At 71.4% G+C, this 25,340-nt stretch carries 21 protein-coding genes and 1 pseudogene; 9 read left to right on the forward strand and 13 right to left on the reverse strand.

The genetic code is table 11. The features are described 5' to 3' along the window. Positions 1-32: 32 nt before the first annotated feature. From KUM38_RS04510 to bldG, 4 genes are all read right to left on the reverse strand, one after another. Positions 33-623 carry a small secreted protein gene (locus KUM38_RS04510; protein WP_217127966.1) on the reverse strand — a complete coding sequence of 197 codons (591 nt, stop codon included), beginning with the start codon at positions 621-623 and terminating at the stop codon, positions 33-35. A gap of 193 nt (positions 624-816) precedes the next feature. Next, positions 817-3,222: a sodium-translocating pyrophosphatase gene (locus KUM38_RS04515; RefSeq protein ID WP_217127967.1), complete on the reverse strand. Its 2,406-nt coding sequence runs from the start codon at positions 3,220-3,222 to the stop codon at positions 817-819. Positions 3,223-3,540: 318 nt separating this feature from the next. After that, the gene (locus tag KUM38_RS04520) at positions 3,541-3,978 is read right to left on the reverse strand and encodes an ATP-binding protein (protein WP_217127968.1); all 438 of its coding nucleotides are present in this window, start codon (positions 3,976-3,978) and stop codon (positions 3,541-3,543) included. A 112-nt stretch (positions 3,979-4,090) separates the two neighbouring features. After that, positions 4,091-4,432, reverse strand: coding sequence for an anti-sigma factor antagonist BldG (gene bldG / locus KUM38_RS04525; RefSeq protein WP_003991900.1), 342 nt, complete (start codon positions 4,430-4,432; stop codon positions 4,091-4,093). Positions 4,433-4,511: 79 nt separating this feature from the next. Here bldG and KUM38_RS04530 point away from each other — a divergent pair, with 79 nt between their 5' ends. After that, positions 4,512-7,013 (forward strand): DEAD/DEAH box helicase, encoded by a 2,502-nt coding sequence (locus tag KUM38_RS04530; protein WP_217127969.1) that lies wholly within the window; start codon positions 4,512-4,514, stop codon positions 7,011-7,013. Between the two features lie 2 nt (positions 7,014-7,015). Here KUM38_RS04530 and KUM38_RS04535 read toward each other — a convergent pair. The 7 genes and pseudogenes from KUM38_RS04535 to ssd all read right to left on the reverse strand — a co-directional run. Beyond that, a pseudogene (locus KUM38_RS04535) lies at positions 7,016-7,426 on the reverse strand (Rv3654c family TadE-like protein); the annotation flags it as partial. Beyond that, on the reverse strand, positions 7,423-7,788 hold the full coding sequence (locus KUM38_RS04540) for a TadE family type IV pilus minor pilin (RefSeq protein WP_217127970.1): 366 nt from the start codon (positions 7,786-7,788) through the stop codon (positions 7,423-7,425). The pseudogene KUM38_RS04535 and the gene KUM38_RS04540, both read right to left, overlap by 4 nt. Beyond that, positions 7,775-7,984: a DUF4244 domain-containing protein gene (locus KUM38_RS04545; protein WP_217127971.1), complete on the reverse strand. Its 210-nt coding sequence runs from the start codon at positions 7,982-7,984 to the stop codon at positions 7,775-7,777. The genes KUM38_RS04540 and KUM38_RS04545 overlap by 14 nt, the downstream gene beginning before the upstream one ends. A gap of 67 nt (positions 7,985-8,051) precedes the next feature. After that, on the reverse strand, positions 8,052-8,840 hold the full coding sequence (locus tag KUM38_RS04550) for a type II secretion system F family protein (protein ID WP_217127972.1): 789 nt from the start codon (positions 8,838-8,840) through the stop codon (positions 8,052-8,054). Continuing rightward, positions 8,837-9,712: a type II secretion system F family protein gene (locus tag KUM38_RS04555; protein WP_217127973.1), complete on the reverse strand. Its 876-nt coding sequence runs from the start codon at positions 9,710-9,712 to the stop codon at positions 8,837-8,839. Before KUM38_RS04555 ends, KUM38_RS04550 begins: the two co-directional genes overlap by 4 nt. Continuing rightward, positions 9,709-10,929: a TadA family conjugal transfer-associated ATPase gene (locus tag KUM38_RS04560; protein WP_217127974.1), complete on the reverse strand. Its 1,221-nt coding sequence runs from the start codon at positions 10,927-10,929 to the stop codon at positions 9,709-9,711. The genes KUM38_RS04555 and KUM38_RS04560 overlap by 4 nt, the downstream gene beginning before the upstream one ends. 11 nt (positions 10,930-10,940) lie before the next feature. Further along, on the reverse strand, positions 10,941-12,047 hold the full coding sequence (ssd, locus tag KUM38_RS04565; RefSeq protein ID WP_217127975.1) for a septum site-determining protein Ssd: 1,107 nt from the start codon (positions 12,045-12,047) through the stop codon (positions 10,941-10,943). Positions 12,048-12,627: 580 nt separating this feature from the next. On the opposite strand from ssd, the gene KUM38_RS04570 reads away from it, so the two are divergent. Further along, complete coding sequence (locus KUM38_RS04570) at positions 12,628-13,461, forward strand: HAD family phosphatase (protein ID WP_217127976.1); 834 nt, start codon at positions 12,628-12,630, stop codon at positions 13,459-13,461. Positions 13,462-13,845: 384 nt separating this feature from the next. Here KUM38_RS04570 and KUM38_RS04575 read toward each other — a convergent pair whose 3' ends face one another. After that, the gene (locus KUM38_RS04575; RefSeq protein ID WP_217127977.1) at positions 13,846-14,670 is read right to left on the reverse strand and encodes an oxidoreductase; all 825 of its coding nucleotides are present in this window, start codon (positions 14,668-14,670) and stop codon (positions 13,846-13,848) included. 101 nt (positions 14,671-14,771) lie between these two features. On the opposite strand from KUM38_RS04575, the gene KUM38_RS04580 reads away from it, so the two are divergent. Beyond that, complete coding sequence (locus KUM38_RS04580; protein ID WP_217127978.1) at positions 14,772-15,752, forward strand: ATP-binding protein; 981 nt, start codon at positions 14,772-14,774, stop codon at positions 15,750-15,752. Positions 15,753-15,755: 3 nt separating this feature from the next. Here KUM38_RS04580 and KUM38_RS04585 read toward each other — a convergent pair whose 3' ends face one another. Beyond that, a complete protein-coding gene (locus KUM38_RS04585) occupies positions 15,756-17,024 on the reverse strand; it encodes a hypothetical protein (RefSeq protein ID WP_217127979.1) in 1,269 nt (422 codons plus the stop codon). Positions 17,025-17,272: 248 nt separating this feature from the next. Between KUM38_RS04585 and KUM38_RS04590 the strand changes: the two genes are divergently transcribed. From KUM38_RS04590 to KUM38_RS41560, 6 genes are all read left to right on the forward strand, one after another. Next, a complete protein-coding gene (locus KUM38_RS04590) occupies positions 17,273-19,723 on the forward strand; it encodes a SulP family inorganic anion transporter (RefSeq protein WP_217127980.1) in 2,451 nt (816 codons plus the stop codon). Between the two features lie 197 nt (positions 19,724-19,920). Further along, positions 19,921-21,876, forward strand: a complete 1,956-nt coding sequence (gene acs / locus KUM38_RS04595) for an acetate--CoA ligase (protein ID WP_217127981.1) — start codon at positions 19,921-19,923, stop codon at positions 21,874-21,876. A 206-nt stretch (positions 21,877-22,082) separates the two neighbouring features. Further along, positions 22,083-23,519, forward strand: coding sequence for a Na+/H+ antiporter NhaA (gene nhaA / locus KUM38_RS04600; RefSeq protein ID WP_217127982.1), 1,437 nt, complete (start codon positions 22,083-22,085; stop codon positions 23,517-23,519). 84 nt (positions 23,520-23,603) lie between these two features. Beyond that, on the forward strand, positions 23,604-24,092 hold the full coding sequence (locus KUM38_RS04605) for a phage holin family protein (RefSeq protein WP_217127983.1): 489 nt from the start codon (positions 23,604-23,606) through the stop codon (positions 24,090-24,092). Next, on the forward strand, positions 24,089-25,039 hold the full coding sequence (locus KUM38_RS04610) for an alpha/beta fold hydrolase (RefSeq protein ID WP_217127984.1): 951 nt from the start codon (positions 24,089-24,091) through the stop codon (positions 25,037-25,039). Before KUM38_RS04605 ends, KUM38_RS04610 begins: the two co-directional genes overlap by 4 nt. A gap of 105 nt (positions 25,040-25,144) precedes the next feature. After that, on the forward strand, positions 25,145-25,327 hold the full coding sequence (locus tag KUM38_RS41560) for a hypothetical protein (protein WP_254396688.1): 183 nt from the start codon (positions 25,145-25,147) through the stop codon (positions 25,325-25,327). Positions 25,328-25,340 lie beyond the last annotated feature (13 nt).

The following is a 25,340-nucleotide window of genomic DNA, read 5'->3' on the forward strand; positions in this document are numbered from 1 at the left end:
CCCGGCGCGTCCCCGCGGCCGCTGTCGCGGCGTCAGCTCTTGGTGGCTCCCGCCGTCGCGGTGGCCGTCCGGCAGCTGGGCTGCCGGGACATCGCCTCGCCGACCTCGCCCTCCTCCAGCGTGCTGAGGGCGTCGCTGCCGCTCTTGCCGAGCTTGTCCAGCTCGGCGGCGATGTCCTTCAGGCCGTCGGCGAACTCCGCCTGGTCGTCCGTGTCGAGACCGTCGACCTGCTTCTTCAGCGAGGCGTACGACGCGGAGATCCCGTTGAGCTCCTTGACCGCGTCCGTCTGCTTCTTCTCCCCGTTCTCGACGTCCGGCGCCCCGGCCTTGCTCACGGCGGCGCCGATCGCCTTGTAGGCGTCGGACATGTCCTGGAAGGCCTTCGAGTCGGCCTTCTGGACCTCTTCCGGCGTGCTGTTGTCCGAGGTCTCCTTCTGGATCGCGGCGTTGGCCGATTTGATCTTCGCGGCCTGCGGCTGCACCGCGTCGCAGACCTGCTTCGCCCAGGCGTCCAGCTTCTCGTTGTTGTCGTCGCCGCCGCATCCCGTCAGCGCCAGTACCAGTACCGCACCGCCGGACAGTGCGGCCGCGAGCTTCTTGTTCACCGGATTGGTCCCTTCCATGGCCTTCGGCCCCGGAACATACACGCCAGATGGCCTACACCCACCCGTCGAACATCCGATATGGAACTTTTGAAGCCATTTGCACCACGCGAGAGAAGGCTCACGGCACTGGTTCCGCGCACAGGGAAAGGGCGGACGGCACGTCAATGCGCGTCGCCCGCCCGCACCTTGGTCCGGTGTCCGCCGTCCGGCTCTAGGAAACCACCGCCGGATCCACCGATTTGGGCTCCGGCTCGGGGTCGTCCTCGTCCTCCACCGCGATGCCGCGCCGCTTGGACACGTACACCGCGCCGACTATCACGAGCAGCGCCAGGACCGCGATGAGCACCCGCATCCCGACGCTCTTGTCCGCGCCGTAGGAGAACTTGATGACCGCGGGCGCGATGAGCAGCGCCACCAGGTTCATCACCTTCAGCAGGGGGTTGATCGCCGGTCCGGCGGTGTCCTTGAAGGGGTCGCCGACGGTGTCGCCGATGACGGTGGCCGCATGGGCCTCGCTGCCCTTGCCGCCGTGGTGGCCGTCCTCGACGAGTTTCTTCGCGTTGTCCCAGGCACCACCGGAGTTGGCGAGGAACACCGCCATCAGGGTGCCCGCGCCGATCGCGCCCGCGAGGAAGGCGCCCAGGGCGCCGACGCCGAGCGTGAACCCGATGAAGATGGGCGCCATCACGGCGAGCAGTCCGGGTGTGGCGAGCTCGCGCAGGGCGTCCTTGGTGCAGATGTCGACGACCTTGCCGTACTCCGGCTCCTCGCTGTAGTCCATGATCCCGGGCTTCTCGCGGAACTGCCGCCGCACCTCGTAGACCACCGAACCCGCCGACCGCGACACCGCGTTGATCGCCAGCCCCGAGAAGAGGAAGACGACCGCCGCGCCCGCGATCAGACCGACGAGGTTGTTGGGCTGGGAGATGTCCATCATCAGGCTCATCGGCGCGCCCTCACCGCTGAGCCTCTCGCCCACGTCCCGCGCGCCGGTGGTGATGGCGTCCCGGTACGAGCCGAACAGCGCCGCCGCCGCCAGTACGGCCGTGGCGATCGCGATGCCCTTGGTGATGGCCTTGGTGGTGTTGCCGACCGCGTCCAGATCGGTGAGCACCTGGGCGCCCGCGCCCTTGACGTCGCCGGACATCTCGGCGATGCCCTGCGCGTTGTCGGAGACCGGGCCGAAGGTGTCCATCGCGACGATCACGCCGACCGTGGTGAGCAGTCCGGTGCCGGCCAGCGCCACCGCGAACAGCGCCAGCATGATCGACGCACCGCCGAGCAGGAACGCCCCGTAGACACCGAGGCCGATCAACAAGGCGGTGTAGACGGCCGATTCGAGGCCGATCGAGATACCGGACAGAACGACCGTGGCCGGGCCGGTGAGCGAGGTCTTGCCGATGTCCCGCACGGGACGCCGGGTGGTCTCGGTGAAGTAGCCGGTGAGCTGCTGGATGAGGGCCGCGAGCACGATGCCGATGGCCACCGCGACGAACGCGAGGAGCCGCGGGTCGCCGTCCTTGCCCAGGATCGCCTCGTCGGTGACGCCGTCGAGATCGGCGTACGACGACGGCAGGTAGACGAACACGGCGATCGCGACCAGGACGAGCGAGATCAGCGCGGAGATGAAGAACCCCCGGTTGATCGCGCTCATGCCGCTGCGGTCGGCGCGCCTCGGGGCCACCGCGAAGATGCCGGCCATCGCGGTGAGCACACCGATGGCGGGCACCAGCAGCGGGAAGGCGAGCCCGGCGTCGCCGAACGCCGCCGAGCCCAGGATCAGCGCGGCCACCAGGGTCACGGCGTACGACTCGAACAGGTCGGCCGCCATGCCCGCGCAGTCGCCGACGTTGTCGCCCACGTTGTCGGCGATGGTCGCGGCATTGCGCGGATCGTCCTCCGGAATGCCCTGCTCGACCTTGCCGACCAGGTCGGCGCCGACATCGGCGGCCTTGGTGAAGATGCCGCCGCCGACCCGCATGAACATCGCGATCAGCGCGGCCCCGAGACCGAACCCCTCGAGCACCTTCGGGGCGTCGGCCGCGTACACCAGCACCACACAGGAGGCACCCAGCAGGCCGAGGCCGACGGTGAACATGCCGACGACACCGCCCGTACGGAAAGCGATCTTCATCGCTTTGTGCGAGACGGCGGTGAGATCCTTTTCCGGCTCGCCCTCGGCCGGAGTCGCTTCGCGCGCCGCCGCCGCGACCCGCACATTGCTGCGCACGGCGAGCCACATACCGATATAGCCGGTGGCCGCCGAGAACGCCGCTCCGATCAAGAAGAACACCGACCGTCCGGCGCGCTGATTCCAGTCGTCCGCGGGCAGCAGCATGAGCAGGAAGAACACGACCACGGCGAATACGCCGAGGGTGCGCAACTGGCGGGCCAGATAGGCGTTCGCGCCCTCCTGGACCGCTGCCGCGATCTTCTTCATGCTGTCGGTGCCCTCGCCGGCCGCGAGAACCTGGCGCACCAGGACTCCCGCGACCACCAGCGCCGCCAGCGCGACGACGCCGATGACCACCACGAGCAGGCGGTTGTCATCGGTCAGCACGGCGGCCGCGAGGGATGTGGACGGTCCCGACTCTTGTGTGATGGAAAGCCCCGCCATTCGTCCTCCTTGACGCTTGGGCTGAGCTCAAGATGTGGACGGGATTGTAGGTACCGGAAGCCGGTCAAAACAGAGCACGGGAAATGTAAATGTCCCGCACGCACTCTTCCATAATGATCGCCGGGCGCCCGGCGACCGGAAATCGGTAATGCCTTTGACGCATTCACGTGATCGCATTTCCATGGCACGGCCGGTCGTGAAAGAATTCACGCGATCAACCGCACGAGACCACTGTAAGCGCGAGCACTGACACCCGCACATGACGAAGGGCCCCACGAGGGGGCCCTTCGGAAAAAAGTCGCCGTCCGGGTGAAGCGGTCAGGCGAGGAGGCCGGCCGGCGGCACGGTGGGCCACCTCATGCGGATCGATCCGCCGTGCTCCCCCGCGCTGACCTCGACGTCGTCGACGAGTCCGCTGATGACCGCGAGGCCCATCTCGTCCTCCTCGGTCTCCGCGTCGGCGTCGCCCGGCATCTCACCGGGCGCCCGCTCGCCGGGGACCGCATGGGGCGCCTCGTCGCCGACCTCGATGGAGAACTGCTTCTCCTCCTCGATCAGCAGCACCTTCACGGGTGCCGAGATGCCACCGACCCGGTGCAGTCCCACGGCCCGGCTGCACGCCTCGCCGACGGCGAGCCTGACCTCGTCGAGGACGGCCTCGTCCACTCCGGCCCTGCGCGCTACCGCCGCCGCCACGAGCCGGGCGGTCCTGACGTGCTCGGGCAGCGCGCTGAAGCGGAGTTCGACGGTGGCCATGCATCCCCCTCGCGACTACGGGCGTGCTGTGGAGAGGCCGGGCCGCCGAAAGCCCGGCCCTCCTCTTGTGTTCTCTTCCGCCGCCCGGGCACATGGCCCGGGAGCGGGGTGGTCAGTCGGTGGCCGCCACCGCTTCCTCGACCGAGGTGTGGATCGGGAACACCTTGGTGAGGCCGGTAATGCGGAAGATCTTGAGAATACGCTCCTGGTTGCAGACCAGGCGCAGTGAGCCCTCATGGGCACGGACGCGCTTCAGGCCGCCGACCAGCACGCCGAGTCCGGTGGAGTCGAGGAAGTCCACACCTTCCATGTCGACGACAAGGTGGAAACTGCCGTCGTTCACCAGCTCGACCAGCTGCTCGCGCAGCTTGGGCGCGGTATATACGTCGATTTCGCCACCGACCCTGACGATCGTGCGATCGCCCATGGTCTCGGTCGACAGGGACAGGTCCACGGATCCTCCAGCACCTAGCTATCGAGCGGTCGCCCTTGGGGCATCTCGGCTCAGCCCCCGGGACGGTTCGCCAGCCGCGATGGCATTCAATCACTTACCGGCAGGCGTGCACGACGCCTTGGCCCCATTGTCCGTCACGCCAGTGACACACTCGGTGCCGATGGCCAAGAATCACCGATCCGATCGACCCCCGACGGACCTCCCGTCCGGGCCCGCCCCGGGCGCGGTCCTGGACCGGCTCGCGTCCGGACCGAACCGGGCTTCGCGCATCACTCATACGGAGCACTTGCCCCCGCGCGAGGGCCGCCATGCCGTCTGGCCGGACCGGATCCGTCCGGAGGTCCTCGCCGCCGTGCGGGCCGCGGGTGTCGAACACCCCTGGGCCCACCAGGCACACGCCGCCGAGCACGCCCTGGACGGCGAGTCCGTCGTGGTCGCCACCGGCACCGCGTCCGGCAAGTCCCTGGCGTACCTCGTGCCCGTCCTGTCCACGCTCCTGGACGGCGCCGAGGCCCCGAACGGCCGCGGCGCGACCGCCCTGTACCTCGCGCCCACGAAGGCCCTCGCGGCGGACCAGTGCCGGTCCGTGAAGGAACTTTCACACCCACTGGGCCATTCGGTGCGCGCGGCCGTCCACGACGGCGACACTCCGTTCGAGGAACGTGAGTGGATCCGCCAGTACGCCAACTACGTGCTGACCAACCCGGACATGCTGCACCGGGGCATCCTGCCCTCCCATCCCCGCTGGTCCTCCTTCCTCAAGGCGCTGAAGTACGTCGTCGTCGACGAGTGCCACACCTACCGGGGCGTCTTCGGCTCGCACGTCGCCCAGGTCCTGCGCCGGCTGCGCCGCCTGTGCGCCCGCTACGGCGCCTCGCCCGTCTTCCTGCTGGCCTCCGCGACCGCCGCCGAGCCCGCGGTCGCCGCCCGCCGCCTCACCGGCCTGCCGGTCGTGGAGGTGGCCGACGACGCCTCACCACGCGGTGAACTGGTGTTCGCCCTCTGGGAGCCGCCGCTGACCGAGCTGCACGGTGAGAGGGGCGCACCGGTCCGCCGCACGGCCACCGCCGAGGCCGCCGACCTGCTGACCGACCTCACCGTGCAGGGCATCCGCTCGGTCGCCTTCGTACGCTCCCGGCGCGGCGCCGAGCTGATCTCCGTGATCACCCAGGAACGCCTCGCCGAGGTCGACCGCTCGCTGTCCCGGCGGGTGGCGGCGTACCGGGGCGGCTACCTCCCCGAGGAGCGCCGCGCCCTGGAACGCGCCCTGCACTCCGGCGAACTGCTCGGCCTCGCCGCGACGAACGCCCTCGAACTCGGCGTGGACGTCTCCGGTCTGGACGCCGTGGTGATCGCCGGCTATCCGGGCACCCGCGCCTCTCTGTGGCAGCAGGCCGGACGCGCGGGACGGTCCGGGCAGGGCGCCCTCGCCGTCCTGGTCGCCCGCGACGACCCCCTGGACACCTTCCTCGTCCACCACCCCGAGGCCCTCTTCGACCGGCCCGTGGAGTCCACCGTCCTCGACCCCGACAACCCCTACGTGCTCGCCCCGCACCTGTGCGCGGCGGCCGAGGAACTGCCGCTGACCGAGGAGGACCTGGACCTGTTCGGCCCGGCCACCGCGGAGCTGCTCCCGCAACTGGAGGCCGCGAAGCTGCTGCGCCGGCGGACGAAGGCCTGGCACTGGACCCGCCGGGAGCGGGCCGCCGACCTGACCGACATCCGGGGGCAGGGCGGACGGCCGGTCCAGGTCGTCGAGGCCGGTACGGGCAGGCTGCTCGGCACGGTCGACGCGGGCGCGGCGCACACGAGCGTCCACGAGGGCGCGGTCCACCTGCACCAAGGGCTGACGTACCTCGTCCGCTCGCTCGACCTGGAGGACTCCGTCGCGTTGGTCGAACGGGCGACCCCGACGTACACGACGGTGGCCCGGGACACGACGTCGATCTCCGTGCTGGAGACGGACACCGAGATCCCGTGGGGCGACGGCCGCCTGTGCTACGGCTCCGTCGAGGTCACCAACCAAGTGGTCTCCTTCCTGCGCCGACGGGTCATCACCGGCGAAGTGCTGGGCGAGACGAAGCTCGACCTCCCTCCTCGTACGCTGCGCACCCGCGCGGTGTGGTGGACGGTCACCGAGGACCAGCTGGACCGGGCCCGGATCAACCCGGAGATCCTCGGCGGTGCGCTGCACGCCGCCGAGCACGCCTCCATCGGCATGCTGCCGCTCTTCGCGACCTGCGACCGCTGGGACATCGGCGGTGTCTCGGTCCCGCTGCACCCCGACACGCTGCTGCCCACGGTCTTCGTCTACGACGGCCACCCGGGCGGCGCGGGCTTCGCGGAACGCGCCTTCCACACCGCCCGTGCCTGGCTCACCGCCACCCGCCAGGCCATCGCCTCCTGCGAGTGCGACGCCGGCTGCCCCTCCTGCATCCAGTCCCCCAAGTGCGGCAACGGCAACGATCCGCTGCACAAGCGGGGCGCGGTACGACTCCTCACGGTGCTGCTCGAGGGCGCACCGGAGGAGGTGAAGGGGGAGGAGGGTGCGTCCGGGGCGTCCGGGGCTGCTGGGACGTAGTCGGGACCCGGCGCCGGAAGCGGTGGTTCCGCCGGGCCGGCAGGACCCGCCCGGGCCCTGATCTCCGCCGCGAACGGCCCCCGGCCTGACGCCACCGACACGTCCGACACCTCGCCGGTGATCACGCACCGTACGAGCCGCGTGCCCTGTGCCCGGGCCACCCGGTCCGCCCGGGCGCAGGCCGCCTCAGCGCCCTCCGTCCAGTGGTCCGCCGCCGCGAGCGCCGCCAGATCCGCGCCGCCGGCCGCCCGGTGCCGGACCACGACGGCGTGTCCCAGGGCGAGGACGACACCGAACACCACACACAGCACGGCGATCACACCGACGCTCCAGACGGTCGCCGACCCTCGGTCGGAACACCGCGCGCGCCGTCGGCCGCATCCCGGCCACCACTCCCGGAACCGGGCCCTCACGTCGCCGCCCTCACCGTCTCCTCCACCGCGGCGACGGCCTCCTCCCGCAGGCCGAAGGGCAGTCCGTGCAGGACCGGGGGCCTGGCCTCGACGACCACCCGGACCTGATCGGCCTCCCGGCTCACCGTGACTCTCGCGCCGGGCGGTGCCGCCGCGCGGGTCACCTCGACGACGGCGTCAGGGGCATCCTGCCGGGCCGCAGCGCGGGCCCCGGCGCGCGCCGCGTCCACACACTGGATCTGCGCCGCCACCACCAGCAGGCCCCAGACCAGCGCCGTCGCGAACATCACCAGCACGGGCAGCACCATGGCCGACTCCGCCGTCACGAACCCGCGGTCCGCACGCCGTTCACATCCGGCCATCGAGTGCCTGCTGCACGATGTTCCGCAGCGCCGTGCTGACCGGTCCGCTGGTGACCACCTTGTAGAGCACGACGGAGAACGCCACCGCCGCCACGATGCCCATCGCGTACTCCGAAGTCACCATTCCGGCGTCCTTCCGTGCCGTACGCACCTTGCACACCAGGGCACGCAGTCGTGCCCGCATCGCCTGATACATCTCAACCCCCATGAGGAGAAGTCGCATTGATCTCGTAGTTCCCGTTGCTTCCACCGGTCGTCTTCCGTCAGGCGCCACCTCCTCCCAGCACTCCGCCCGCGAGCCCGATCACCACGGGCAGCACGCCGACCGCGATGAACGCGGGCAGGAAACACAGCCCCACCGGCGCGCTGACCATGACGGCCGCCCGCCGGGCCCGTGCCGTCGCCGCGCGGGTCCACTCCGCGCGGGCCTCGGCGGCGAGCCGGGCCACGGGAGCGGCCAGGGGAAGTCCGGACGCATCGGCCCGCTCCAGCAGCCGGGCCAGGGGCCGGGCGCCCGGTAACGACGCCAGCCGGTGCCACGCCGCGGCCGGTTCACCACCGAGCCGCACCTCCGCCGCGCCCCGCGCCAGCGCCTCCCCGACCGGCCCGCCCAAGGTCTCTCCGACGGCCTGCGCGGCGAGTACCGGGCCGGCGCCCGCCGCGATGCAGGCGGACAGCAGATCGGCGGCGAGCGGCAGTTGCTGTTCCGCCCCGGCGGTGCCGGGCTCCCGCGTGTGCGGAGCGGCCGCCGTCCGCCACAGACGCCACCGCCACAGTCCGGCCGCGACAGCCGGCCCCACCACCGCTCCGACGGGACCGCCCACCAGCACCCACCCGGCACCCGCCACACCCGCGTACGGCAGCCAACTCCGCGCGGCACGCAGCAGCGTGAGGTGCGAGGCAGTCGCCGCCTGCTCCAGGGACAGCACCCCGGCCAGTCTCCGCCGTCCTCTCCGCTCGCGCCGCGTGCGGCCCCACCACTCCGCCAGCCAGGCGAGCGCGCACACCGCTCCCCCCACTGCCCCCAGCCTGTGGACGAGGTCCCCGCTCATGCCGCCGCCTCCTCGGCGCCCCGCATGATCCACAGTGCCCACCACAGCCCCAGGCCCTCCAGCACCCCGCCGGCCGCCAGACAGGCCAGTCCCGACGGTGTGTGCAGCAGGACGCGCAGCGGGTCGGCGCCGAGAGCCGCACCGAGCGCCAGGCCCACGACCGGGAGCCCGGCGAGCAGCACCGCCGTCGCGCGGGCGCCGGCCAACTGGGCACGCAGATCGGCCCGCTGGTCCCGTTCGGCACGCAGCGCCGCTTCCAGCCGGTCGAGCCCGGCCGCGAGCCCGGCTCCCTGGTCCACCGCCACCCGCCAGCACGCGGCGAGTCCCCGCAGCCCTTCGGCACCCGGCCGCCGTGCCGCCTCCGCGAGCGCCTTCGGGACGTCCCCGCCGAAGCGCGCCGCCGCCAGCACCGTCGCCTGCATGTCACCGAGCCCACCGGAGTCCCGCGCGGCCGACAGCAGCGCCTCACCCGGTTGCCGCCCGGCGCGCACCTCCCCGGCGAGCGCCCCGCACAACGCGATCACCGCGTCGCCACGGTCCTCCCGCGCCCGGCGTTCCCCGGCGGCCCGCCGCACCCGCCTCAGCAGAAGCACCCCGGCCGCCCCCGCGACGACCGGCAGCGGCGACGTGCCCAGCACCGCCGACACCAGGCCGGCGGCCAACGACCACCACTCGGCCCGCAGCCGCCCGCGCACCCGTCCCCACGTCCGGATCATCCGGGGCCACCCCGGCGGTCCGCCGCCCACCTCGCCTCCGCCGGCCAGCAGCAGTCGCGCCCGCCCGGCCCCGGCACGCCCGCCGCCCAGCAGCCAGGCCGCGGTCCCCAGGCACGCCACGGCCGCCCCCGTCGACACCTCGGTCGTCCCGTTCATCCCACGGTCCTCTCGCCCGGTCCGCCGTCGTACCCGGTCCTCTCGCCCGGTCCGCCGGCGTCCCCGTTCCGGAGCAGCTCCCGCAGGCGCTGCCATCCCCGCTCCCGGGTGAAGGCCTGCGGGCCCCACCGCAGCGCCGGCACCGTCCGCACCAACCCCGACTGGTCCCGTTCCAGCACGTGCACCTCCGCGATCCGCCGCCGCCCGCTCCGGTCGCGTACGAGGTGCAGCACCACCGAGAGGGCTGCCGCCACCTGACTGTGCAGGGCGAACCGGTCGAGTCCGGCGGCCGTGCCGAGCGCCTCCAGCCGGGCCGGCACGTCGGTGGCGGCGTTGGCATGGACCGTTCCCGAGCCGTCGTGGCCCGTGTTGAGGGCGGCCAGCAGATGGATCACCTCCGGGCCGCGCACCTCACCGACGACCAGCCGGTCCGGCCGCATCCGCAGCGCCTGCCGCACCAGGTCCTCGAGAGTGACGAGGCCCGCGCCCTCCTGGTTGGCGGGTCTGGTCTCCAGGCGCACGACGTGCGGGTGATCGGGCCGCAGTTCCGCCGAGTCCTCGGCCAGGACGATGCGCTCGTCCGGCCCGACCAGCCCCAGCAGCGCGCTCAGCAAGGTCGTCTTGCCGCTGCCGGTGCCCCCGCTGACGAGGAACGACAGCCGCGCGTCCAGCAGTGCCCGCAGCACGCGGTCCCCACCCGGCGGGACCGTCCCTGCCGCCACGAGCTCGTCGAGGGTGAAGGCACGCGGTCGTACGACCCGTAGCGACAGGCAGGTGCAGCCGACGGCCACCGGGGGCAGTACCGCGTGCAGTCTGGTCCCGTCGGGCAGCCGCGCGTCGACCCAGGGCCGGGCGTCGTCCAGGCGCCGGCCGGCCACGGCGGCGAGCCGCTGGGCGAGGCGCCGGACGGCCGTCTCGTCGGGGAAGGCCACCTCTGTCAGTTCCAGCCCTCCGCCCCGGTCCACCCAGACCCGGTCCGGCGCCGACACCAGCACGTCGGTCACCGAGGGCTCGGACAGGAGCCGCTCCAGCGGCCCGCTGCCGACCAGCTCGGACCGCAACTGCTCGGCCGCCCCGAGCACTTCTGCGTCACCGAGCACCCGCCCCTGGTCACGCAGCGCCTGCGCCACCCGCGCGGGCGTCGGCTCGGCCCCGCTCTCCGCCAGCCACCGCCGCACCCCGTCGAGCAGGCCGGGAGGCATGACCGCCGCGCTCATCACCGGCCTCCTCATGCCGCCCTCGCCTCCACCAGCGCCCGCTCCCAGAACTCCTTGCAGAAACGGGCCAGCGGGCCCCGGCCCGAGGCCCCGGGCGGCCGGCCCGACTCGTACGGGCGTCGCAGGGCGGGCTCGACGGGCACGTCTCCGGCGAGGGGCAGCCCGAGCAGCCGGGCCACCTCGCGGTCGTTCAGTCCCGGCGCGTACGGCCCGCGCACCGCCACCCGCAGATCACGCAGGACCATGCCCACGGCGGAGGCGACGCGGCCCGCCGCCGCGACGGCGCGCAGTTCCGCGGGGACCACGAGGAGCCCGAGGTCGAGCTGGGCGAGGACCTCGGCGACACCGTCGTCGACGCGGCGCGGCAGGTCGACCACGACGGTGCCGCCCCCGCGCCGCGCCGCGGCGAGCACCGCTCGCACGGCCCTGGGCGGTACGGCGAGACAGTCGCCGCGGTCCCAGCTGAGCACCCGCAGCGAGTGCAGTTCCGGCAGCGACTCCTCCAGGGCGCCGCCGCCGACCCGGCCGTGTGACGCGGCGAACGCCGGCCAGCGCAGCCCTTTGGCCGTCTCGCCCCCGAGGGCCACGTCGAGTCCGCCGCCCAGCGGATCGGCGTCCACGAGAAGGGTGCGCAGTCCCTCCCGCGCGGAGGTGACGGCGAGCGCGCACGCGAGCGTGGACGCTCCGGCGCCGCCCCGGCCGCCGATGACGCCGACGGTCAGGGCGGGCCGTCCGACGCCTTCGGCCACGTCGGCGATGCGGTCGACCAGCCACTGCTCGCCGTCGGGCAGCATCAGGACGTGGTCGGCGCCGATCTCGACGGCCCGCCGCCAGACCCCGGGATCGTCCTGGTCGCGGCCGACCAGCACCACTCCCGGCCGGCGTGCCGCCCCGCGCACCCGTCGCGCGGCGTCGTCCCCGACCAGGACGAGTGGTGCGGCCTCCCAGCTGCCCCTCGGTTCCGGCACCGTGTGATGGACCTCCGGTGTGGCGCCGGCCGCCGCGCACAGGCGCAGCAGGTCGTCGAGGAGCCCGGCGTCCTCGGTGACGATCAGCGGTGCGCCCGGCCTGCCTCCTCCGGTGGCCGGCGGCGGATCGTGGGTGATGGTTCCGGACATGTTCGTCCCCCTTTGCTGCATCTCTCGCGCAGCCCCTGCGGCCCCGCGATTCCCAGATGTGCGAAGAGCCGGCAAGCGGTTCTCCTTTGAACGGCCGGCGGAAACCGGCCGTACGCGCCCCGACAAACGGAACCGGGTGTGAACTCGCGGCGAACGGGCGCGTCGGAATCACGATGCGGCGATCCGGAAAAGCATGTGGATCTTGGTCGATAACTGTGGACGAGTCGACGCCTGTGAATATCGCGGTCACCCATACCGGTGAGTCCCGCACACCCCCTGTGCGACTCCCGTAGAGCAGTCCGACGACTACCGCGGGTAACTACTCATGCTCATGACAGAAGGAAGCGCGCCCGGTACCGACGAGGTGCACCAACCACGAGAAGAAGGGAGAAAACCCACCCGGACATGCGACGACCCCCGCCGGGGGGGAGAGCGGGGGTCGTCCCCACGGCCGACTCGGGGGGGGGAGGAGTCGGACCGGGTTAGCACGGTCGCGAACGATCCGTGACTTCCATGGTGTACCCGAGAGCCCTCTCAGGCAAACCCACACGCCCCACCTTACGCCGAATGGGCTGCGCCTATGCTCAAGGACGTGGAAAACCACTCGATGCCCCGCACAGCCGCCTTCTTTGACCTGGACAAGACGGTCATTGCGAAGTCGAGCACGCTCACGTTCAGCAAGTCGTTCTATCAAGGCGGCCTGATCAACCGCAGGGCTGTCCTGCGCACCGCGTACTCCCAGTTCGTGTTCCTGGCCGGCGGCGCCGATCACGACCAGATGGAGCGGATGCGCAAGTACCTGTCCGCGCTGTGCCGCGGCTGGAACGTCCAGCAGGTCAAGGAGATCGTCGCCGAGACGCTGCACGACCTGATCGACCCGATCATCTACGACGAGGCCGCCACCCTCATCGAGCAGCACCACACCGCGGGACGCGACGTCGTGATCGTGTCCACGTCGGGCGCCGAGGTGGTCGAGCCGATCGGCGAACTGCTCGGCGCGGACCGCGTGGTGGCCACCCGCATGGTCGTCGGCGACGACGGGTGCTTCACCGGCGAGGTGGAGTACTACGCGTACGGCCCGACCAAGGCCGAGGCGGTCAGGGAGCTGGCCGAGTCGGAGGGCTACGACCTGGCCCGCTGCTACGCCTACAGCGACTCGGTGACCGATGTGCCGATGCTGGAGTCCGTGGGTCACCCGCACGCCGTGAACCCGGACCGCGCGCTGCGCCGGGAGGCTCTCGCGCGGGAGTGGCCGATCCTCGACTTCCACCGGCCGGTACGGCTCAAACAGCGCTTCCCCGCGTTCTCCGTACCGCCGCGCCCCGCCCTGGTCGCGGCGGCGGCCATAGGCGCCGCGGCGGCCACCGCGGGCCTCGTCTGGTACGCGAGCCGGCGCCGCACGACGGTGGCCTGACCGCGAACCGCCCCGCCGATCGCCGACCGCGAACGCCCCGCCGATGCCCGTTCGAGACGGATTTGGCACTAAAAGTAAAGAAGCAGGATGAAGACTTCCGCTTGCTTCGCACCCGGAGTACAAAGGACTTGACGGCCCGCGAGACCGAGGACATCCGCGAGGATCACCTTCACCAACGCATTCATGGCCCCACGGACCGCGCATGAACACCGGGAACCCACGCGACGTCGACCCGTCGATTACGGGCCAGCCGCACCAGGTGACGGGCGAAGTTCCCGACCTGATGGGCACATATCGAGGACGCTTGGTAACGCGGTGGACATGCCAGCGGCGGTACGAGTACTCGTACCGCCGCATCTCTGTCCGGTTTCCGCCCGGCCCCTCTTACGCGGCCCCGCGCTGGAGCGCCTCGCACACGGCCGTCGACTCGCGCGCCCCCAGCTCGATCGCGCGCCCACAATGGGCGATCCAGGCCGCCACACCCTCGGGGGTGCCGGAGACATAACCCTCCAGCGCCCCGATGTAGGCCTCCCGGCCCAGCTCGGCGTGCCCGACCTCGGCCGGGCAGACCGACTTGGGGTCGAGTCCGCTGCCGACCAGGACGATGCGTTCGGCCGCACGCGCGACCAGGCCGTTGTGGGAGGTGAAGGGGCGCAGCGCGAGAAGTTCGCCGTGGACGACGGCGGCCGTCACCAACGCCGGGGCGGAACCGCCCGCGATGATCAGCCCGGACAGCCCGTCCAGCCGGCCGTGCGCCTCCGCGGCGCTCGGCAGAGCGAGCCCGATCAGCGGCTCGTCGACCGGTTCGCCCTCCTGGCGGGGCCGCCCGACCCGCTCGGCCTTGTCGGCCGCCGCGACCAGGTGCAGCCGGGCCAGGACCCGCAGAGGCGACTGCCGCCAGATGGACAGCAACTGCCCCGCCTCGGCGGTCAGCCGCAGCGCCGCACCCATCGTGCGGGCGTCGGCGTCACCACTGAAGTCGCTGCGCCGGCGCACCTCCTCCAGGGCCCAGTCGGCGCCCGACAGCGCCGCCGAGCCACGGGCGCCGCGCAGCGCCGCCTCGGAGGTGATCTCGTTGCTGCGCCGCCGCATGACCCGGTGCCCGTAGACCCGGTCCACGGCCTTGCGCACGGACTCCACGGAGTCGGCCACTCCGGGCAGGGAGCCCAGGGCGGCGAGCGGGTCGGCGGTCGCACCTGTCGTACTCATGAGTACGACACTACGCACCCCCGGCGCCCACCCCACGAAGGAGTGGTCTTCTTCACGTCCGGCCGTGACGCACAGCTACCTTTCCATTACTCTTGGTGAACATGAAAATTGCTTTCGTGGGAAAGGGCGGCAGCGGAAAGACGACCCTGTCCTCCCTGTTCGTCCGTCATCTCGCGGCCGTCGGCGCCCCGGTCGTCGCGGTGGACGCCGACATCAACCAGCACCTCGGGACCGCGCTGGGCCTGGACGAGGCGGAGGCGGCCGCGCTGCCCGCGATGGGCGAGCACCTGCCGCTGATCAAGGACTACCTGCGTGGCACCAATCCGCGCATCGCGTCCGCCGAGACGATGATCAAGACCACTCCGCCCGGCGAGGGCTCCCGGCTGCTGCGGGTGCGCGAGGACAATCCGGTCTACGACGCCTGTGCGCGGCCGGTGGAACTCGACGGCGGAGCCGTCCGTTTGATGGTCACCGGCCCCTTCACCGACGCCGACCTGGGGGTCGCCTGCTACCACTCCAAGACCGGAGCGGTGGAGCTGTGCCTGAACCACCTGGTGGACGGCCCCGACGAGTACGTCGTGGTCGACATGACGGCCGGCTCGGACTCCTTCGCCTCCGGCATGTTCACCCGCTTCGACATCACGTTCCTCGTGGCCGAGCCGACCCGGAAGGGGGTCTCCGTCTACCGCCAGTACAAGGAGTACGCCCGCGACTTCGGCGTCACCCTGAAGGTCGTCGGCAACAAGGTGCAGGGTCCGGACGACCTCGACTTCCTCCGCGCGGAGACCGGGGAGGACCTGCTGGTGACGGTGGGGCACTCGGACTGGGTCCGGGCCATGGAGAAGGGCCGGCCACCCCGGTTCGACCTCCTGGAGGAGCCCAACCGGCACGCGCTGCGTCTGCTGCACTCGGCCGCCGACGCGACGTACGGGTCGCGTGACCGCGAGCGTTACACCCGCCAGATGGCGCACTTCCATCTGAAGAACGCCCGGTCGTGGGGTGACGAGCGCACCGGGACCGACCTGGCGGCCCAGATCGATCCCGGTTTCGTGCTCGGCGAGGACGTCACGGCGTCCGCCTGACGCTCACCGCTTCTGGGCCGGGGCTCCGGGCACCCCCTTGGGGGCCGGTGCGGAACCGCCGGACAGGAAGGACTCCCAGCCCTTCTCCGGGGCCTCACCGACGTCCAGCGTGCGCAGTTTCGCCAGGGTCTCCGGGTCCTGGGCGTCCAGCCAGTCCACCAGTTGCCGGAAGGAGACACACCGCACGTCGGACTTGGTGCACACCTCCTCGATGACCTCCTCGACGGCCCGCATGTAGGTGCCGCCGTTCCAGGACTCGAAGTGGTTGCCGATGATCAGGGGCGCCCTGTTGCCCTTGTAGGCCCGCTCGAAGCCCTGGAGGAGGCCGTCCCGCATCTGGTCGCCCCACATCTCGCGCTTGGCGGGGTCGCCCTGGGGGGTGCCGGACTGGTTGACCATGAAGTTGTAGTCCATGGTGAGCTGCTCGAAGGAGTGTCCGGGGAAGGGCACGAGCTGCATCGACAGGTCCCACAGGCCCTGCTTCTTCTTCGGCCACACCTGGTTGTTGACCCCACTGGTGTCGTAGCGGAAGCCCAGGTCGCGGGCGGCCTTCATGAAGTTCTTCTGCCCCTCCAGGCAGGGGGTGCGGGCGCCGATCAGCTCCTTGTCGTAGTCGAAGGGCAGCGGGGCCGAGCTCTTCATGCCGGTGTTGGTCTTCCAGGTCTTCACGAAGCGCTTGGCCTGGGCGATCTCGTCCTTCCAGTCCGCCACCGACCATTCGCCGACTCCACCGCCGCTGCCGCAGAAGTGCCCGTTGAAGTGGGTGCCGATCTCGTTGCCCTCCAGCCAGGCGAGGCGCAGCTGCTTCACCGTGTCGGCGATGCCCTCCTGGTCGTTGAAGCCGATGTCGGAGCGGCCCGGGGGGTGCTGCGGCGGGTGGTACAGATCGCGTTTCTCCTCCGGCAGCAGATACACGCCGCTCAGGAAGTACGTCATGGTCGCGTCGTTCTCCTTGGCGACCTTGCGGAAACGCGAGAAGAGCTTCTGACCGTCCTCACCCGCACCGTCCCAGGAGAAGACCACGAACTGCGGGGGCTTCTCGCCGCGCTTCAGCCGCTCGGGCCGGGGCAGGTGCGGCTGTGCGCCGGTGTACGCGGTGGAGCCGTCGCCGATCAGCCGGACGACGTTCTTCGGTGCCGGAGCCGGCTTGGCCTTCTCCCGGTCATGGGCCTGCTCGCCGCTGCCGTCGGTGCCGGTCCCGCAGCCGGCGAGCGAGGCGACGCAGACCGTGACGATCACGGTGCCCGTGGCGATTCTGTGGGTGGCGGCCATCCGCCCACCTTCTTCCTTCTCTCGGGCCGAGCTCGATGAGGGCTTTGCCTGGTGCCGTGCCGACCCACGCCGGCAGCGCCGTCAAAGTCACACGGAACGGAGAAGGAATTAATACGACAAGCCGATGAAATGGCTACATCACTCGCTTGAGTGATTGATTCATCCATTTGCCCGGAAAGTCTATGCCAGTCCTTTACTCTCAATTACGATCCGTTTACGGATTGTTGATGTCCGGGAGAGGAGAGACCGTGTCAGCCTGCGTTCCCGCCCGCGCCGCCGACTCGGATCGGACCGAGCGAGCCCACCCGCCCCACAGCCCGCCACCGAGCGGCCCTCCACGCCCGCGTATCGCGGGAGCCGACCTGTCGGCCTCGGTCGCGGTCTTCCTGATCGCCCTTCCGCTGTCCCTCGGCATCGCCCTCGCCACCGGCGCGCCGCTCCAGGCCGGCCTGGTCGCCGCCGCCGTGGGCGGAATCGTCGTCGGGCGGCTCGGCGGCTCCCCGCTCCAGGTGAGCGGTCCCGCCGCCGGACTCACCGTCGTCACCGCCGACCTCATCCAGCACTACGGCTGGCGGACGACCTGCGCCATCACCGTCCTCGCCGGACTCGCCCAGCTCGGCCTCGGCTGCCTGCGCGTGGCGCGCGGCGCGCTCGCCGTGAGCCCCGCGATCGTGCACGGCATGCTCGCCGGCATCGGTGTCACCATCGCCGTCGCCCAACTGCACATCGTCCTCGGCGGCACTCCGCAGAGCTCCGTCCCCGACAACCTGCTCGCCCTTCCCGCGCAGTTGGCGAATCTGCATCCCGCGGCCCTGTCGGTGAGCCTGCTGACCCTGGCCCTGCTGCTGCTCTGGCCCCGGCTCCCGGGCCGCGCCGGACGCGTTCTCCGCGCGGTTCCGGCAGCGCTCGTCGCCGTCGCCGGAGCCACCGCGGTCGCCGCCGCGGCCGGACTCGTCCTGCCCAAGGTGGATCTGCCCTCCTGGCACAACCACGCCCTGGCCGGGCTGCCCGAAGGGCCCGTGCTCGGCCTCGCCGCCGCCGTGCTCACCACGACGCTGGTGTGCAGCGTGCAGTCGCTGCTCGGCGCCGTGGCCGTGGACAAGCTGGTGTCCGGCCGCCCCGGACCCGGCCATGTCGGGCGCTCCGACCTGGACCGTGAACTGCTCGGTCAGGGCGCGGCCAACATCGTCTCCGGCTCACTCGGCGGACTCCCGGTGGCCGGTGTGGCGGTCCGCAGTTCCGCGAACGTCAAAGCGGGTGCCGTGAGCCGGAACTCCACGATGCTGCACGGCGTTCTCGTAGTGATCGCCGCGCTGCTGATGGTCCCGCTCCTGGAGCTCATCCCGCTCGCCTCGCTCGCCGCCCTGGTGATGGCCGTCGGCATCCAGATGGTGTCCCTGCACCACATCCGCACGGTGACCCGTCACCGCGAAGTCCTGGTCTACGCCGCGACCACCCTCGGCGTCGTCTCCCTCGGTGTCCTGGAGGGCGTGGCACTGGGCATCGCCGTCGCCGTCGGCGTGGCCCTGCACCGGCTCACCCGCACCCGGATCACGCACGAGGAGCAGGAAGGAGTCCATCACGTACACGTACGAGGACAGTTGACGTTCCTTGCGGTGCCACGGCTCAGCCGGGCCCTGCATCTCGTACCCCAAGGAGCCGACGTGGTCGTGGCGTTGGACGGCTCCTTCATGGACCACGCGGCGTACGAGACACTGCAGGACTGGCAGAGCACGCACACCGCGCGGGGCGGCACCGTCGAGATCACCGGCCGCCGCGCCGGGGTCCGGATCGCCGAACCCGCGGCCCTCACCTCCGGGCACCCGCCCGACGGGAGCGAGGAGGCCGGTGCGTCCGACACCGGCTGCCGCTGTCGGCCCTGGACGGCCTGGCGCAACCACCAGTGCGAACGTCCGCGCCCCCTGCCGGGCGGCGCCCCACGGCCGGGCGAGACCGACGGAACGAAGGGAGCGGATGGACCGGACGTGACGGACGGAGCCGCTGGAGGGGAACCTGAGCCGGCCGAAACCGGCGGCCACGCACTGGTACGCGGCATCAGCGCGTTCCAGCGCAACACCGCCCCCCTGGTGCGCGGTGAGCTGGCCCGGCTGGCGCGTGAGGGACAGCGGCCCGCACATCTGTTCCTGACCTGTGCCGACTCCCGGGTGGTCACCTCGATGATCACGGCCAGTGGTCCGGGAGACCTGTTCGTGGTGCGCAATATCGGCAACCTCGTGCCACCGCCCGGTGCGGAGAGCGGCGACGACTCGGTGGCGGCCGCCATCGAGTACGCCGTGGAGGTGCTGGCGGTCCGGTCGATCACGGTGTGCGGACACTCGGGGTGCAGTGCGATGCAGGCGCTGCTCGACACCGAGCCGGACGGCGCCCGCACCCCGCTGAGACGCTGGCTGCGACACGGCCGGCCGAGCCTGCAGCGCATGGGTGACGACAGCGGGCCCCCGTCGCGGCTGGCCGGGCGGGCACCCGCCGACGCGGTCGAGCAGCTCTGCCTGACGAACGTGGTGCAGCAGCTGGATCATCTGCGCGCCCATGAACCGGTGGCACGGGCCTTGAAGGACGGGGCCCTGGAGCTGCACGGCATGTACTTCCACGTGGGTGAGGCCCAGGCGTATCTCCTCACCGAGCGGGACGAGGAGAAGGTGTTCGGCCGGGTACGGTCCGCGGACCTGACGATGTGAGGGGACCCGTCCGGGTGTGAGAGGCGTTACACACCTTGAACCGGCTTGCTCCGGGCCCCGTGGGAAGGGGTGGCGCGCCTCGCGCCACCCCACCCGACAGGTCTAAACCAATTTTCCGTCGGCCCTTGTCAGCGCACCCCTGGGTCTGATGAGCTGTGGCCTGGGACACAACGGACACCCTGGGAAAGGCAGATGCCGTGAGCAATGAAAGCCTGGCCAACCTTCTGAAGGAGGAGCGTCGCTTCTCGCCCCCCGCCGACCTGGCCGCGAACGCCAACGTCACGGCGGAGGCGTATGAACAGGCCAAGGCTGACAGGCTCGGCTTCTGGGCCGAGCAGGCCCGCCGGCTGACCTGGGCCAAGGAGCCCACCGAGACCCTGGACTGGTCGAACCCGCCGTTCGCCAAGTGGTTCCAGGACGGCGAGCTCAACGTCGCCTACAACTGCGTGGACCGACACGTGGAGGCCGGGCACGGTGACCGGGTGGCCATCCACTTCGAGGGCGAGCCGGGCGACAGCCGCGCCATCACCTACGCCCAGCTCAAGGACGAGGTCTCCAAGGCAGCCAACGCCCTGCTGGAGCTCGGGGTCCAGAAGGGCGACCGGGTCGCCGTCTACATGCCGATGATCCCGGAGACCGCGGTCGCGATGCTGGCCTGCGCCCGCATCGGCGCCGCGCACTCCGTCGTCTTCGGCGGCTTCTCGGCGGACGCGCTCGCCACCCGTATCCAGGACGCCGACGCGCGTGTCGTCATCACGGCCGACGGCGGCCACCGGCGCGGCAAGCCCTCCGCGCTCAAGCCCGCCGTGGACGAGGCGATCGCCAAGGCCGGCACCGTCGAGCACGTCCTCGTCGTCCGCCGCACCGGCCAGGACGTGGCCTGGACCGAGGGCCGGGACGTGTGGTGGCACGACCTGGTGGAGCGGCAGAGCGCCGAGCACACCCCTCAGGCGTTCGGGGCCGAACACCCGCTGTTCATCCTCTACACCTCGGGGACGACGGGTAAGCCGAAGGGCATCCTGCACACCTCCGGCGGCTACCTGACCCAGACCGCGTACACGCACTGGTCCGTGTTCGACCTCAAGCCGGAGACCGACGTGTACTGGTGCACGGCCGACGTCGGCTGGGTCACCGGGCACTCGTACATCGTCTACGGCCCGCTCGCCAACGGCGCCACGCAGGTCATGTACGAGGGCACGCCGGACACCCCGCACCAGGGCCGCTTCTGGGAGATCGTGCAGAAGTACGGCGTCACGATCCTCTACACCGCGCCCACCGCGATCCGCACGTTCATGAAGTGGGGCGACGACATCCCCGCCAAGTTCGACCTCAGCAGCCTGCGGGTGCTGGGCTCGGTGGGCGAGCCGATCAACCCCGAGGCGTGGATCTGGTACCGCAAGAACATCGGCGCGGACCGCACCCCGGTGGTGGACACCTGGTGGCAGACCGAGACCGGCGGCATCATGATCTCGCCGCTGCCGGGCGTGACCGACGCCAAGCCCGGCTCCGCCCAGACCCCGCTGCCCGGCATCGCCGCGACCGTCGTCGACGACGAGGCCAACGAGGTACCGAACGGCGGCGGTGGCTACCTGGTCCTCACCGAGCCGTGGCCGTCGATGCTGCGCACCATCTGGGGCGACGACCAGCGGTTCATCGACACCTACTGGTCGCGCTTCGAGGGCAAGTACTTCGCCGGTGACGGCGCCAAGAAGGACGACGACGGCGACATCTGGCTGCTCGGCCGGGTCGACGACGTGATGCTGGTGTCCGGCCACAACATCTCCACCACGGAGGTCGAGTCCGCGCTCGTCTCGCACCCGTCGGTCGCCGAGGCGGCCGTGGTCGGCGCGGCGGACGAGACGACCGGTCAGGCGATCGTCGCGTTCGTGATCCTGCGCGGCACGGCGGCGGAGAGCGAGGACCTCGTCGGCGAGCTCCGCAACCACGTGGGCGCCACGCTCGGCCCGATCGCCAAGCCCAAGCGGATCCTGCCGGTGGCCGAGCTGCCGAAGACCCGCTCCGGCAAGATCATGCGCCGCCTGCTGCGGGACGTCGCGGAGAACCGCCAGCTCGGAGACGTCACGACGCTGACGGACAGCACGGTCATGGATCTCATCCAGGCCAAGCTGCCTCAGGCGCCCGGCGAGGACTGAGCGGACACCGGCCGGACACAGCCGGACGACGGCACCCCGGCGCGCTCCCGCGCCGGGGTGCCGCCGCGTGCCGCCAAGTGCCGCCGCGTACTCGAGGGTGCGCCCCAGGAGCACGTTAGCTAAACTAAACAAAAAGCTGTCTCATGGGGCGCCGGGAAGTCTGGTCGGCACGCGATTCGTGCTGCCCGCCGACCAGAGGAACTCCCGTGACCGCGCCCCGCACCCCCAGCCCCCACAAGGCATTCGGACGCCTCTCCCTGCCCGAGCGGTCATACGTCGCGGACGCGCTGCGCACCGAGACCGTCGGCGGCATCCTGCTCCTCCTCGCCGCCGTCGCCGCGCTGATCTGGGCGAACGTGCCTGGTCTGCACGACAGCTACGAGAGCGTCAGCCACTTCCACCTCGGCCCCGAGGCCCTCGGGCTCGACCTGTCCGTGGCGCACTGGGCCGCCGACGGACTGCTCGCGGTCTTCTTCTTCGTCGCGGGGATCGAGCTCAAGCGCGAGCTCGTCGCCGGCGATCTGCGCGACCCCAAGGCCGCCGCACTCCCCGTCGTCGCCGCGCTGTGCGGCATGGCCGTACCGGCGCTGGTCTACACGCTCACCAGCGGTGCGGGCGGCGGTTCCCTGGCCGGCTGGGCCGTGCCCACCGCCACCGACATCGCCTTCGCACTCGCCGTGCTCGCCGTCATCGGCACCTCCCTGCCGAGCGCGCTGCGGGCCTTCCTGCTCACCCTCGCCGTCGTCGACGACCTGTTCGCGATCCTGATCATCGCGGTCTTCTTCACCGACGACCTGAACTTCGCGGCGCTCGGCGGCGCCGTCGCCGGCCTGGCCGTCTTCTGGCTGCTGCTGCGCAAGGGCGTACGCGGCTGGTACGTGTACGTGCCGCTCGCGCTGGTCGTGTGGGCACTGATGTACAACAGCGGCATCCACGCCACCATCGCCGGCGTCGCCATGGGCCTGATGCTGCGCTGTCACCGCCACGAGGACGAGGCGCACTCCCCCGGCGAGCACATCGAGCACCTCGTCCGGCCGCTCTCGGCGGGCCTCGCGGTGCCGCTGTTCGCTCTCTTCAGCGCGGGCGTGGTGGTCTCCGGCGACGCCCTCACCGACGTGTTCACCCAGCCCGAGACGCTCGGCGTGGTGCTCGGGCTGGTCGTCGGCAAGACGCTCGGCATCTTCGGCGGTACGTGGCTGACGGCACGCTTCACAAGAGCGTCGCTCAGTGACGACCTCGCCTGGGCGGACGTGTTCGCGGTGGCGACCCTCGCCGGGATCGGTTTCACCGTCTCGCTGCTCATCGGGGAACTCGCCTTCGAGGGCGACGCGTCGATGACCGACAGCGTCAAGGCGGCCGTCCTGGCCGGCTCTCTGATCGCCACCGCCGTCGCGACGGTGCTGCTGAAGGTACGGAACGCCAAGTACCGCAGGCTGACCGAGGAAGAGGAGCGCGACGAGGACCTCAGCGGCGTCCCGGACGTCTACGAGCAGGACGACCCGGCGTACCACCTGCGCATGGCGGAGATCCACGAACGGAAGGCCGCGGAGCACCGGCGGCTCGCCCGGGAGAAGGCCGCCGAGCGGGACGCGCTTGCCGAAGTGACGGGCGGGGCAGGCGAGGAGCACGACGGTCCGGCATGATCTGACGAGACGGTACAAAAGACTGAAGCGTACGCGCAGGCATGAGGAACGTACGCAGCACGTACGCAGGAGAGGGAGACCGCGATGAGCGCACCCGACGGCAGCCCGGTCGGCGCCGAACGCAGCATCGGCCAGCTGTTCGCCTCGGCGACGGCCGACATGTCGGCGCTGGTGCACGACGAGATCGCGCTGGCGAAGGCGCAGCTCAAGCAGGACGTCAAGCGCGGCGCGACCAGCGGCGGCGCGTTCATGGCGGCCGGGGTGCTGCTCCTGTTCTCCCTGCCGATGCTGAACTTCGCGCTCGCCTACGGCATCCGCACCTGGAGTGACTGGAACCTCGCGGTCTGCTTCCTGCTCTCCTTCGCGGCGAACGTGCTGATCGCGCTGCTCCTCGCGCTGATCGGCATCGTCTTCGCGAAGAAGGCGAAGAAGGGCCGGGGTCCGCAGAAGGTCGCCGCCTCGGTGAAGGAGACGGCGGGCGTGCTGCAGAAGGCCAAGCCGCACCCGCGCCCCGAGCTGCCCGAGGACCGGGGCCCCCAGGCCATCGAGGCTGTGGCACGCTCGTCCTCATGACGGAACCCGCCACACCTTCGGCGCAGCCCGCTTCGGCCGTACGCCTCGACATCCCCGGCGGCGCCGGACTGACGCACCGGGACGTCGCCGCCAACGGCGCCCGCTTCCACATCGCGGAGCTGGGCGACGGCCCCCTGGTGCTGCTGCTGCACGGCTTCCCGCAGTTCTGGTGGACCTGGCGGCACCAGCTGACGGCGCTCGCCGACGCCGGTTTCCGGGCCGTCGCCATGGACCTGCGGGGCGTCGGCGGCAGCGACCGCACACCGCGCGGTTACGACCCGGCCAACCTCGCGCTGGACATCACCGGGGTGATCCGTTCCCTCGGCGAGCCGGACGCCGCGCTGGTCGGGCACGACCTGGGCGGATACCTGGCGTGGACGGCGGCGGCGATGCGCCCCAAGCTCGTACGGCGGCTCGCGGTCGCGTCCATGCCGCATCCGCGGCGCTGGCGCTCGGCGCTGCTCTCCGACGCCAGGCAGTCGGCCGCGCTGTCCCACATCTGGGGATTCCAGCGGCCCTGGATCCCGGAGCGCCGGCTCACCGCGGACGACGGGGCGCTGGTGGCCGAGCTCATCCGGGACTGGTCCGGGCCGCACCTGCCGGACGAGAAGGCGCTGGAGAACTACCGGCGGGCCATGTGCATCCCGTCCACGGCGCACTGCTCGATCGAGCCGTACCGCTGGATGGTGCGCTCCCTGGCCCGCCCCGACGGCATCCAGTTCAACCGCAGGATGAAGCGGCCCGTGCGGGTGCCGACCCTGCACCTGCACGGCTCGCTGGACCCGGTCGTGCGCACGCGCAGTGCCGCGGGGTCCGGGGAGTACGTCGAAGCGCCGTACCGCTGGCGGCTGTTCGACGGGCTGGGGCACTTCCCGCACGAGGAGGATCCGGTCACTTTCTCGACGGAACTGATCAATTGGCTGAAGGATCCCGAACCCGATCGGTGATCGAACCGAGCACTTGTCTGACGATCGGCCAATTGCCCGGCGCATAAGCCAATTGGGGGCGCGTGAGGCGGTTATCGACCTTGGGGCGGGGGCAGACGTCCGGGTATGGGCTGGACGCACGACTACAGTGACGCAAGCCGCGACCGCCGTTCGGCGGGCGGTATGGGTTCCCACCAGCGAGGCGGTGCACCGCAGATGGCAGGTACGGACCTCAGGGTGGGAATCCCGCGCATCCTCCGCCGCAGGGCCCGCTGGGTCTCCGTCCGCCTGCGCCACCCGCGCGGCTGACGGCCCGTACGAC

It is taken from the genome of Streptomyces sp. AC558_RSS880 (genome assembly GCF_019049255.1).
Classification (GTDB): domain Bacteria; phylum Actinomycetota; class Actinomycetes; order Streptomycetales; family Streptomycetaceae; genus Streptomyces.